This is a genomic window from Agaribacter marinus (genome assembly GCF_030160655.1).
Lineage (GTDB): Bacteria > Pseudomonadota > Gammaproteobacteria > Enterobacterales > Alteromonadaceae > Glaciecola > Glaciecola marina.
Window position 1 is genome coordinate 70,076 of sequence record NZ_BSOT01000005.1, and the last position, 12,729, is coordinate 82,804.

General features: G+C 42.8%; 8 protein-coding genes. 7 read left to right on the forward strand and 1 reads right to left on the reverse strand.

Going from position 1 to position 12,729, the window contains the following annotated elements:
• Positions 1-286 precede the first annotated feature (286 nt).
• The 7 genes from QQK00_RS02000 to QQK00_RS02030 all read left to right on the forward strand — a co-directional run bounded on the left by QQK00_RS02000 (position 287) and on the right by QQK00_RS02030 (position 11,330).
• Entirely contained in the window at positions 287-2,290 is a 2,004-nt protein-coding gene (locus QQK00_RS02000) for an alkaline phosphatase PhoX (RefSeq protein WP_284215809.1), read from the forward strand.
• Positions 2,291-2,381: 91 nt separating this feature from the next.
• Entirely contained in the window at positions 2,382-4,043 is a 1,662-nt protein-coding gene (locus tag QQK00_RS02005) for a hypothetical protein (protein ID WP_284215810.1), read from the forward strand.
• Positions 4,044-4,137: 94 nt separating this feature from the next.
• The gene (locus QQK00_RS02010) at positions 4,138-5,811 is read left to right on the forward strand and encodes a cation diffusion facilitator family transporter (RefSeq protein ID WP_284215811.1); all 1,674 of its coding nucleotides are present in this window, start codon (positions 4,138-4,140) and stop codon (positions 5,809-5,811) included.
• A gap of 7 nt (positions 5,812-5,818) precedes the next feature.
• On the forward strand, positions 5,819-6,706 hold the full coding sequence (gene hflC / locus QQK00_RS02015) for a protease modulator HflC (protein ID WP_284215812.1): 888 nt from the start codon (positions 5,819-5,821) through the stop codon (positions 6,704-6,706).
• A complete protein-coding gene (gene hflK, locus QQK00_RS02020; protein WP_284215813.1) occupies positions 6,706-7,611 on the forward strand; it encodes an FtsH protease activity modulator HflK in 906 nt (301 codons plus the stop codon). The genes hflC and hflK overlap by 1 nt, the downstream gene beginning before the upstream one ends.
• Before the next feature lie 288 nt (positions 7,612-7,899).
• A complete protein-coding gene (locus QQK00_RS02025) occupies positions 7,900-10,212 on the forward strand; it encodes a YgiQ family radical SAM protein (RefSeq protein ID WP_284215814.1) in 2,313 nt (770 codons plus the stop codon).
• Between the two features lie 74 nt (positions 10,213-10,286).
• A complete protein-coding gene (locus QQK00_RS02030) occupies positions 10,287-11,330 on the forward strand; it encodes a PLP-dependent cysteine synthase family protein (protein WP_284215815.1) in 1,044 nt (347 codons plus the stop codon).
• Positions 11,331-11,346: 16 nt separating this feature from the next.
• On the opposite strand, the gene QQK00_RS02035 is transcribed toward QQK00_RS02030, so the two are convergent.
• Complete coding sequence (locus QQK00_RS02035) at positions 11,347-12,645, reverse strand: coiled-coil domain-containing protein (protein WP_284215816.1); 1,299 nt, start codon at positions 12,643-12,645, stop codon at positions 11,347-11,349.
• Between the last annotated feature and the right edge of the window lie 84 nt (positions 12,646-12,729).

Genomic DNA, 12,729 nt, shown 5'->3' on the forward strand with positions numbered 1-12,729 from the left:
AACGCCTTTGCCTTCCCCTGTTTTATAATCGTCACATTACTGTAATTTTAGTTTAATTTTAACGTCATTTAAGCTGTGTACCTTGCCACAGGTTGTTAAAGATCATGTCGCGATTCGATCGATTTTTACATGTACGTTCGACAGAAAATATTCTACTGATGACGCTCGGTAAATATGTTGATGTAGCTTAACAACAAAAACCACTCTTTCGACGACGCTGTTGGTTTCTGACCAATCCCAGCAGTAGTGAAAGAGTTTTTATTATAAATGACAAGGTAACTTCAACATGAACTCACTTAAAACCACTGTGTTTACAAAAACACGGCTTGCGAAGGCTATGCGTTCTGCAATGATGATCGCTGTGCCAATTTTTGCACTAACTGCATGTGATGGTGATGATGGCGCTCAAGGCCCATCTGGTGCCGCTGGTGCACAAGGCCCGGCCGGACAAGATGGTACACAAGGAGCCGCTGGACAGGACGGTGTAGATGGACAAGACGGTGCTGACGGCCAAGATGGCAATACTACGGTATCAATGCCTGCCGGTTTAACACGGTTTGCGACTGTACCTTCGGGCGCTGAAGTAACAGGTATGTTCCTTTCTCCAAATGGCGATTTATTTTTTAATGCGCAACATCCGGACGCCGCCAACAGCGTTGAAGATGCTGACGGTATTGTTCACAACGATGCGATTGTGGGCGTCGTGACTGGCGTTAACCTAAATAGCCTGCCAAAAAATACTATTTCTTCACCTGTGCCATTAACCGATGAAGAAAAGCAAACCGTGCAAGTTGCTTACGGCGAATATCAGGTATTGCTTAAAGGCGGTGATGACTTCGCTAGCGCCCCAGCGGAAGGTATTGGGTCAGTTTATGATGCGTCAGGTACCTTTGAAGTTGTGCGTGCTGACATGGTCGACTTCAATGCCTATGTGCCAATGAATGAGACAACTGGCTATTTGTTTACCAACTGGGAGTATTTTCCTGGTGGAATGAGTCGAGCGCTAATTTCAAAAGCGCCTGGTGATGTAAGATGGACAGTGACGGACGCTGAAATGTTAGATTTTGGCGCGTATGGCACAATTGCAAATTGCTTCGGTACTCTGTCTCCATGGAATACACCGCTTACTTCAGAAGAATGGGGTAATTTTGGTGACAATACAGAAGCATGGAACGCGCCAGATGCAGATGTCGACACGTCGTCTCGAGATGCATTAGCAACCTATATTAATGGTGCTGAGACTACTGCATCAGAAGCAGATGTATACCCAAATACCTATAGGTATCATTACATCGTTGAGATTACTAACCCACTTGACGGCGACGTAGCAAACGTTGTCCCTGTAAAACATTATGCAATGGGTCGTTTTGAGCACGAAAACTCTGTAGTAATGCCGGACCAACGCACCGTTTATTTGTCACAAGACAGTACTAATGGCGTATTTTATAAATTCATCGCTGATACGGCTGGTGATTTAAGTGCAGGTACACTTTACGCTGCAAAAATAACACAAGACGCGGGCAGCAGTGAGCCAGCGACGACCGGTTTTGATATTACATGGATTGAATTAGCGAGTGGTAACAACACGCAAATCGAAACGTGGATTGCCGAATATGACAGTATTGGCACAGCAGACTATGTAGCAGGAAGAAGCAGCTACATCACTGATGCTGATGCTATTGCTTGGGCAAATGGTGATGCAGCGTATCCGTCAGCAGACACGGCCTCTGCAGACGCAGTTGCCGCCGGTTATGAGACAACTGATGCCGATACATATGGCGGTGCAGTAACGGCTGGAGAGCCGATGGACGACCGAGTGGCTTTTTTGGAATCTCGTAAAGCTGCGCGTGCAAAAGGCGCTACCGCTGAATGGCGTAAATTTGAAGGCATTAACGTAAACGTGATGCGTGCAGAAGAAGCCGAAACTGGCACGGATGTAAATGGCGACGGTGAAATTGTTTCTGAGGCATATGTGTACTTTGCAATTGCAGATATAGACCGTGGCATGATTGATGATGAAGGTGATATCCAGTTATCTGACCGTGTTAAAGATTGCGGTGGTGTCTACCGTATGCCGTTAACTGCTGGCTATGATGTCGCGAGAATTGAGCCAGTACTAATGGGCGCGACATATCGTTCTAGCTTAGACGGTGCTGAACGTTGTGACGTGAATAACTTGTCGCAGCCTGACAATGTGATGGTGATGGACGACGGCCGTATCTTATTAGGTGAAGACGGCAGCCAAACCAACAATACATTGTGGATGTATGATCCAAAAGCAGCGGAATAAACATCGCTGAGTAGTTTATACATAAAACAAGAAGGGTACATGTGTATCCTTCTTTTTCTCGTTTTACCGTTTCATTTAATTGAGTATTATCGTGTTTAATTTCAATCCGCTTTACCTCGCCCCATTTTGTTTGCTTCTTTTCGCATGTACACCAGAGACCTCTGTTAAACGGGCTGAAGAGAAGCCTAGTTCTCAGTTTGAAGAACACCCATTTTCAGCTGTGGCTAGATTGACCGATGGTATACCTGCAATGGCGTGGATTGAAAACGGAGAATTGTACAACCCCGAAGCACTTATTCCATCTCAGTGTTATACAAAAACTGAAGGTAAATATAATCCTTGTTATGTGTGCCATCAAAGTTATGACGCATCTGAAAAAAGGGTGAACGACTTAAATGATGGTTTCTTGCAAGGGACTTATGGGTTTTCTGACCAAGGACGCATTAATAGCTGGGTAAATCTATTTACTGATAGAACAGGTTACATTGAGTCGCTGTCTGATGACGTTATCTTAGACTATATCGACACCGAAAATTATACCACTTGGACCCAGTGGATGGACGATAATTGGACTGGTGTTAATCCAAATCTTAAGGGCTTGCATTTAGGTGCAGACGCGTTTGATACAAACGGTTTAGCGCTTGATGGCTCGCGTTGGGTCGCATATAAATTTAAATCATTGCCGAGTACGTTTTGGCCAACGAACGGTTCAACTAATGATGTCATGATCCGCCTATCACCTGAATTTTCTGAGCTAAATGGTGAATTTTCTGAAAGTGTTTACTTTGCTAATTTAAGCCTCGTGGAAATGGCGATTAAAACCTTGGACGAAATTCGTGTAAATGCACTTAACGAGGCAGAAATTGGTATTGACTTAGACGGCGATGGTGTGGTCTCCGTGAGCACCGATAAAATGCTTTCGCGAGAACATTACTTAGGCGATGCATCCACAGTACCGGTTACTCGTTCACTTTTTCCAGTTGGCACTGAGTTTATGCATACCGTGCGTTATTTGGGCCTTGATGAAGGGCAGCAAATTACTCAATCTAAACGGATGAAAGAAATACGCTATTCGCGGAAAAATCAGTTTATGACTCCAGCAAAAATTACCTCGGTAAATTATGGTGAAAGAAAAGAAAAACATTATGAAAATTTACCGGCCGTACAAGATTACGGTGATAAAGGCATGTCTAACCGACAAGGCTGGACAATTTGGGGATTTATTGAAGATCAAAATGGTGAGCTAAGAAAACAACATTTTGAAGAGCAGTTTTTTTGTATGGGTTGCCATAAAAGCGTTGGGGCAACTGTCGATACTGTTTTTTCTTTTGCGCGTAAAAAAGAAGGTGCGGATGGATGGGGTTACACGAATTTGCGCGACATAAAGGACAGACCAAATATCGGTGAATTAGAAGGGGAGTATTTAACATATTTGAAACGTGTTGGTGGCGGTGATGAATTTCGTCAAAACCAAGAAATGATTGCGCGTTGGTTTAATAAAGACGGCTCCGTAAAAGAAGATGAAATCCGCGCCTTAGATAGTGTGTACGAGTTAATAACACCCTCAGTTGAACGAGCAATGCAGCTAAATAAGGCCTATCACCAAATTGTCACAGAACAAAGTTATATTTATGGCCGTGATGTGAACCTTACGCCAGCGACGAATGTTTATCGCCAAGTTGACTTTGATGAATTTCCTTTGATGCCTGAATTTAGATACGTATGGGATATTCGACTAGATTGGCAGGAGTAGCCAGTACGGCCACTCTGACATTAACGTTCACATGTCTACGTCGGGTAGCAGCGTTCGCGCAATCCGACGAAATAATAAAAAGAATATTGCTGTAATGATTAATGATAGAAGAATTAAAACCTCACTGATTGCCATCGGTGCAGACATTGTATTAACCGTTATCAAGTTTGCGCTTGCCCTTGTGACAGGCAGTGCGGCGTTGCTAGCCGATGCCTATCATTCCGCAACTGATTTTATTGTGTCTCTCATTTTGTTGTGCGGCATAGTGGTTCGCCGTCAGCAGGAAAAAAAGAACAGTGAGCAGGGCATTCGCTTAGCTAGGCGCATTGAATCAATGTTAGCCATTGCGGTAGCTCTTATCATTTTATACGTACCAGTCGAAATTGTGCGTGCTATTCGTGGAAACGAAGCTCAAATTTTAGAAAATGTTTGGGTAGGAATTGCAGGCATGCTTGTGGTTATTGCCTTAGTGTTTTTTATGGCAAAACTTAAAACCTATGTGGGTAAAGAGACCGATTCTCCAGCCTTGGAAGCGGACGGTTACCATAGCTTGGTGGATTTGTTTAGTTCTTTTGCGGTCTTGTTTTCTCTCGTCGGGTTTATGGTTGGTATTTATTTGGACAACGTTATTGCGATTTTGATTGCGGTAATGATTGGATTGTCAGGCATAGAATTGTTGATGTCTGGTATTCGAAGTTTGGTAAAAGGTACTGACTTTGATCAGTTATCTCTATTTGAAACCCTTGCTGCCTTGGTTCATAAATTACCAGTAGGGAAACGAATTACTCGCACAAGTTGGCATGCGATTCGTACTACCTTAAGATACAAACACTATTTGATAGGCGTGATTGTTAGTATTTATGGTCTCAGTGGTTTTCAACAAGTACCTCATGGTTACTTAGGGATTAAACAGTACTTTAATCAACATATAGGTGAACCTTTGGTACCAGGTTTACATTACAGCATACCATGGCCTTTAGGGCGTATTGCGCTAATTGCTGACCAAGAACTGATGTCGATTACCGTTGGTAGCGAAACAAATTTACCTAGCTCACTCGAACATAAAATGTGGAAAGAAATAAAGGAGAGTCGGGTGCTAACGGACGAAACGTCCTACTTAGTCACAGGGGATGAAAATTTAGTTGCTATCCACTTTACGTTACAATTTCGCCTTAGTAAGCCAGCGCAGACAAGTATCATGAGTGACGATATCAGTACAATTGTGAGGATGTTTAGCGAAATGACCCTAGCCGATTCAACGCGAACCCTAACATTCGATCAAATAGGGCAAACAAGTCATTGGGCGTTTGCAGATGACATAGCGGTTGCGATTAAACGTCAATTGGCTGCCATCGATATTGACATCACAATAGTTGATGCCCAAATTCAATCTTTGCAGCCGCCCGCCATGGTGGTGAATAGTTATCGCGACGTTTTGACCGCAGACCAAGAAAAACAACAACGGATAAATCGTGCGGTGGCGCAGCGCTTAAATGACTTACCTGTGGCTAATGCAGAAGTAGTGACGCAAACTGCGACAGTAAAAGCGACATCAAACGAAAATTTAAAGATTGCCGAAGGTGATGTAATGCGCATGATGTCTGTTGCAGACACCTATAAATTCTCGCCGAATGCATTCGCGTTCAATCATTACATCAACTCCTTTACCAATACGTTAAGGGATAAACGACTAATCATTGCCGACCCAAAGATCGCGCATGAAGATGTGCGCAATTGGGTACTAAACAATCAAGATAAACGGAAGTAAGTAATATATGAAACGAATTGTCTGGGGCATATTATTTTCAGTGATTGGCATTTATTTCGCTATCACTAGTGTTGTTGCCGTAAAAGAAACTGAAATTGTAGTGGTGTCCCAGTTTGGAAGGCCTGTAAGTATTATCCAGGATGCTGGTCCTGCATTTAAACTACCTGACCCAATTCAGACCGTAAAGCGCTTGGACAAACGCCTACAGATGTTTCAAATTTTACCCGCCGAATACGGAACACTCGACCAACGGAATTTAGTGGTAGATGTATTTGTTGTATGGAAAATAATCGAGCCAATGTCCTATCTCGCGAGTGTAAGAAACAACGAGATCGCTGAACAACGGTTAGAAACGCTAACCAACGCTGAAGTAGGCGCGGCCATTGGCTCATTGCCTTTGAACGACATCTTTACTGTTGGACAGGATCAAAACAAAGTTGAACAAACGTTTGATCACATTACTGATTCGGCAAACGAGATAGCGCTGAGAGAATTAGGCATTGAAGTGGTATCCATTCGCCCCAATCGACTCGGTTTTCCTAAACAGAATTTATTGGCAATTTATAAACGTATGGAATCTGAGTGGGATAAACTAGCTCGCCAGTACCGAGCCGAAGGACAAGAAGAAGCGGCGAAAATTCGCGCAGAAACAGAGTTAGAAATTAGAAATCTTAAGGCCGTTGCTTATAGAGATGCACAAAACGTCAAGGGTAGAAGTGAAGCGGAAGCGGCTAGGCTGTATGCTGATGCTTTTGAACTAAACCAAGCATACTATAAGTTTACGCGGAAACTGGATGCTTATGACAAAATAATAAATGAAGATAGCCAGTTAATATTGTCTTCTGATACTGAAATTTTTGATTCGTTGTTTACACCGCCAGAAGCACAAAAATAATGTCACTTAAGAACGATATTACGCATATTGCGTCCGCGCACAAAAAGTTTTTTGTTTCGCTATTGATAGTGTTTGTGCCAATTTTGTATTTGCTAAGTGGCTTTTATTCAGTAGGGCAAGAGCAGCGCGCTATTGTTACTCAACTGGGCAAGGTTATCGAAGACAACGTGATGCCAGGTATGCATTACCATTTGCCTTGGCCTTTTGAAAAGGTGCAAAAACTCACGTCGACTTCATTACGTTCTATATCTATTGATTTTAGCGAAGGCGCGCAAAAATTTATCCAACCTGAGTTAACCACAGGAGATGGCAATTTGGTGACGGTGGCGCTTGAAGTTCAATACAATGTGAGTGAGCCCAGTGTATTTTATAATGCCGCGCTTGATGCCGAAGCAGTACTTCAACAAATCGCACGCGCAGAGACCTTGTATTACGTCGGCGGTAATGGTTTTGAAAGTGTATTAACTACTGGTAGAACGCGTTTTCAAAATTACATAAAAAATGCAATTCAATCATATACGCATCAGTATCAATTGGGCTTACGTATAACGTCCGTACAGATAAAACGATTAGAGCCACCGCTATCAATCAAAAAGGGTTTTGATAAGGTTGCCGCCGCTCGTTCTGAAAAACAGAAGTTAATACAAGATGCGCGGGGTGAACGCAGCACACAACTAGCAAAAGCCAGAAGTGAAGCGAATAAGACTAAACTGAATGCACAAGCATATGCAAAGGAGGCGACAGAAAAAGCCTTGGGTGACCATGAGCGTTTTATTGCCTTACTTGAGGCATACAATGAGTCGCCCGATATCACCATTCAACGGCAATATATTGAGCAAGTTGAACAGGTGATGAGCCGAGCAAAGATTAGTATCGTAAAACCTGAGCTTGTTGTGAAGGAGTGATTTGCAGCGTCAGCGTATTTTTATAGAAATTCGTATTAAAATTCAGCTTGCTAATAAGAATAATTCTCATTAAACTGCATCTTGAAGTTACCTGATGGCTCAAGTTGCATTGGTCGTGTGTTTGAGCTGCCCAAATTAGTCGCGATTTTTCGTGTCTAATTTGGGGTTACTCCACTGCGCTATCTACTGCCCTACTTGCCTAATTCTGATACAATACAAAAATATTTGCTCCACAATGTCTGTGCATTCCTATATGCGTGCATGGATAACGTATTTAACAGGATTTACATGCCAACCAGTCTACCAGCTTCTAGAAAAACAGTGACGCCAAGAATGAAGGCTGAACGTGGTTTGTTTTCATTTCCGAAATACTGGGCTGAGTGTTTTGATCCTGCGCCATTCTTGCCTATGTCTCGTAAAGAAATGGATAAGCTCGGTTGGGATAGCTGCGATATTATCATTGTGACAGGCGACGCTTATGTCGACCATCCCAGTTTTGGCATGGCCGTCATTGGACGAACGCTTGAAGCTCAGGGATTCAGAGTGGGTATTATCTCGCAGCCTGATTGGCGTTCCAAAACCGATTTTATGAAATTAGGCGAGCCGAATTTATTTTTTGGTGTGACAGCGGGCAACATGGATTCGATGATCAATCGCTATACTGCTGACCGAAAGTTACGCCATGATGACGCTTATACTCCGAACAATGAAGGTGGAAAGCGCCCAGACAGAGCTGTGACAGTATATACGCAGCGGTGTAAAGAAGCCTACAAAAAACCGGTGGTCATTGGCGGTATTGAAGCCAGTTTACGACGTATTGCGCATTATGATTATTGGTCTGATAAAGTTAAGCGCTCTGTTTTGTTTGATTCTAAAGCAGATATGTTGATGTTTGGAAACGCAGAGCGGCCCTTAATTGAAATGGCGCATCGCTTTTCCGCAGGCGAAACCATTGAACAGATGCAAGACATTCGAGGTACGGCGGTCATTCGAAAAGAGCCCCTACCGGGTTGGCAAGGCGTAAATTCGACGCATGTAGATACGATTGGCAAAATTGATCCGATTGTTAGTCCTTATGAAATTATTGATGACAAGTGTGCGATTGCGTCTGAGGAAGATAAGCAAGCAGCTATCGCTGCCGAAAAAGCTAAGCCAGTTGTCGTACAACCTTTTGTGTCAAGAAAGGAGCGACGCAAACCGTGGGAAAAAACCTACGTGTTATTGCCGCCTTATGATGTCGTCAGAGCGGAAAAAACACACTATGCGCATACTTCTAGAATTCTTCACCAAGAAACAAACCCTGGCTGTGCTCGTGCATTGGCGCAACGTCATGGCGATCGGCTAGTATGGATTAATCCGCCTGCGTTTCCACTTGAAACAGATGAAATGGACGCGGTCTTTGATTTACCCTATGCGCGTGTGCCTCATCCCAGTTATGGCAAAGCAAAAATTCCCGCCTATGACATGATTAAGACGTCTGTCAATATCATGCGAGGCTGCTTTGGAGGGTGTACATTCTGTTCAATAACCGAGCATGAAGGACGCGTAATTCAAAGCCGATCAGAAGATTCTATTTTACGCGAAATTGAAGAAATCCGAGACAAAGTGCCCGGCTTTACAGGCGTAATTTCTGACCTTGGTGGACCGACAGCTAATATGTATAAACTTCGCTGCAAGAGTCCCAAAGCTGAACAAACTTGTCGCAGACTCTCTTGCGTTTGGCCTGACATTTGTGGGCACCTTGATACTGACCAATCACCAACGACTGAGCTGTATAAGAAGGCTAGGGCGGTCGATGGTGTTAAAAAAGTATTGATAGCGTCAGGCGTACGTTATGACTTAGCGATTGAAGATCCTAGCTATGTAAAAGAGTTGGTAACGCATCACGTTGGCGGTTATCTAAAGATTGCGCCTGAACATACCGAAAAAGGTCCGTTGGATAAAATGATGAAGCCGGGCATGGGAACCTATGACCGTTTTAAAGAAATGTTTGACAGGTTTACTAAAGAAGCGGGCAAGGAACAGTTTTTAATTCCCTATTTTATTTCAGCTCACCCTGGTACTAAAGATGAGGACATGCTGAATTTGGCGCTGTGGTTAAAAGAGCGGAATTTTAAATTAGACCAAGTACAAAATTTTTATCCTTCGCCGATGGCGAACGCGACCACCATGTATCACACAAATAAAAACCCGATACATAAGGTAAACCACAAGAGCGAAGTTGTAGAAGTGCCCAAAGGCGAAATTCATCGTCGCTTGCATAGAGCATTGTTGCGTTATCACGATCCTGCCAATTGGCCACTAATAAGAACTGCGCTTAAGAAAATGGGTAAGGCACATTTAATTGGTAATAGTCCTAAGTGCTTAGTGCCTTACGAAAGTCGGAATGAGTTAAAAGGGCGTGAACACAGAGAGTTTGCCAAACGTTCTGTGAATAAAGCGCATGCAAAAGGCAAGCAAGGTAAAGCGCCTAAGCAGCAGCGAGGTTTAACGCGTTTTAGTGATGATCAGCCTCACAATCAAATAGGCAGCAAAACGCAGTCTAGCAATACTAAGTCGAGCAATAAGAATAAAAATAGACCAAGACGTCCGGCAAAATAACATACGTATACATAAAGACTAGTACTTACCTATTGTAAATTTAGGTCACTTGATATTGGGTTTGGAGGTAATTGATGGATAGAGAATGGGTCAACTGGGCAATTAAAACGATTGAGGCTGATTATACGCGTTCAGCAGATACACACTTAATTCGCTTAGATTTAAAAAGCCATCCAAACATCCTCATATATTTAAAAGACGAAAGTACGCACCCAACGGGGTCACTGAAGCACCGCTTGGCACGTTCTTTATTTTTATATGCTTTATGTAACGGCAAGATAGATAAAAATACGCCAATAATAGAATCGTCGTCCGGCAGCACTGCAGTATCTGAAGCCTATTTTGCTAGGTTACTAGGTTTACCATTTATTGCCGTTGTACCAAAATCAACTGCGCAAGAAAAGATCAATAAAATAGCGTTTTATGAAGGTAAGTGCCACTTGGTAGAGCAGACGGATCAAATTTACTCAGTATCTCGTCAGTTAGCTGCAGAAAGAAATGGGCATTATATGGATCAGTTTACCTATGCTGAGCGGGCGACAGACTGGCGTGGAAACAATAATATTGCGCAAAGTATTTTTTCACAAATGGAAGACGAGCCTTATGCTATCCCTGCCTGGATTGTTATGAGTCCAGGTACTGGTGGAACTTCAGCCACGCTAGGCCGCTATATTCGTTATCAACGCTATCAGACAGAGTTGATGGTCGTTGATCCTGAACACTCAGTATTTTTTGACTACTATAAATCTGGTGATGATAGTTTAGTTCACCATTGTGGCAGCAAAATTGAGGGGATAGGTCGACCACGGGTTGAACCGTCATTTATACCAGGCGTAGTGGATGAAATGATAAAAGTGCCTGATAAAGCCAGTATTTCGGCAATGCGTTGGCTAAGCAATATACTTGGGCGAAAAGTCGGACCATCCTCAGGTACTAATGTTTGGGGCGTGCTTCAGTTAGTGAAAAGAATGCAAGATAAGGGGCAAGAAGGCGCAATTGTCTCTGTAATTTGTGACAGTGGAGAGCGTTATCTCAATAGTTATTATGATCAGCAATGGGTGAAAGACAATATAGGCGTTTGCGATGAAAGCGCTATATTTTTAAAGCAGTTCTACTAAGCTGTTATTCGCTCGTTCATTTACGTGCGATAAGGTGGCCGTCACTGACTAATGTTTCATCATTAACAATGAATTCAGCACGGTACTCACCGGCCGTTAATTCGCGCCCACGACCCAGAGACAATCGAACAAGTTGCGCTCTGTCTGAAGCAAATGTTGCACGTGCTACCCTGCGGTTTTCGGGCGAATATACATTCACAGTTACATCAGTGATAGGGGCTTTGCTAAATTTAGGTCTAACGATAAACTCTTCGATACATACAATATCTTCAAATCTTGGATTACTGCATTTTCTTCCAGTCATATATACTGACTTTAGGTAAATCGGATTTTCAATGTCGGCTTCAAGCTTCGCAATTCTTTCTTTTAATTGAGCAATGACTTTTTCGTCTGAATTTGATGAAGGAATTACCTTATTCTGTTCGTCTTTTAATGCCTTGTTTAACTGACTAATTTGCGTTTGAAGTTGAATGTTTTCGTCGCGAACTTTAAGAAAGTGTTCATCTTTTTGTTTAAGTTGTTCGTTTATCATCGCTATTTCTTTTGCCTGCGCATCGCAAGCATTTGCAGTTGCGTTTTCGACAAGGCTAGCATTTTTTGCGCTTTTCTCAGCTTCTGCTTGTGCAATCAATAAATTGTTATTTAATGACTCGGCCTCTGCCTTGGCGTCTTTAGCTGCTTTCGCTAGGCGTTGCGCTTCCTTTTTCGCGAGTAGCTCTTTTTCAGCGCTGGATTTCGCGGCTTCTTGTGCTTTCGCAGCTTTCTCGGCAAGTTCTTCAGCTTTGGCTTTTGCAAGTGACGCGTCTTCGGCATTTTGTCGTGCTTCGGATTTGGTTGCTTCGATCAACTGAGCGAGTTTTATTGCTTCGGCTTTTGCGTCAGCAGCCTGTTTGGCATTTTCTTGTGCGATACGTTCTGCTTGTGCTGCATTGTCTGCAAGGTTGCCCGCTTTTGCTTCTGCATCCTTTGCTTGCTGCGCAAACTTTTGCGCATCGTCGGATGCTTCATTTACTGCAGCAATTAAGCGCGTTTTTTCTATTTCGCAACGCTCTGCTTTTTCTTCGCTTTTTAAAATAAGTGCTTGGGTTTGCGCCAGTTGTGTAGAGGCACTTTCGGATGTTGTTGACGTTGTTTCAATTTCATTCTGTATTTGAGACAGTTCTTCTTTTAACTCGTCTCGTTCAGATATAAGGTCGATGACAAATTCTGTTTCAAATATTCCATCCCCACTATCCTGAAAGGTAGGATAGAATATCAGCAATATAGAGATATTAAGGGCCAACAGCACAATATATTTGATACTTCGGTTAAACACTCAAACGTCCTTTCATTATTCTTATTTTGATTTATCGCTCGCTACTCAGGGCTAATTATTAATTATTTGTAAATTATATGGAAG

What these genes read in the sequence shown, in the direction of transcription:
- QQK00_RS02000 (WP_284215809.1), top strand. Translation starts at nt 287, where the DNA reads ATGAACTCACTTAAAACCACTGTGTTTACAAAAACACGGCTTGCGAAG.
- hflK (WP_284215813.1), top strand. Translation starts at nt 6,706, where the DNA reads ATGTCACTTAAGAACGATATTACGCATATTGCGTCCGCGCACAAAAAG.
- QQK00_RS02030 (WP_284215815.1), top strand. Translation starts at nt 10,287, where the DNA reads ATGGATAGAGAATGGGTCAACTGGGCAATTAAAACGATTGAGGCTGAT.
- QQK00_RS02010 (WP_284215811.1), top strand. Translation starts at nt 4,138, where the DNA reads ATGATTAATGATAGAAGAATTAAAACCTCACTGATTGCCATCGGTGCA.
- hflC (WP_284215812.1), top strand. Translation starts at nt 5,819, where the DNA reads ATGAAACGAATTGTCTGGGGCATATTATTTTCAGTGATTGGCATTTAT.
- QQK00_RS02025 (WP_284215814.1), top strand. Translation starts at nt 7,900, where the DNA reads ATGCCAACCAGTCTACCAGCTTCTAGAAAAACAGTGACGCCAAGAATG.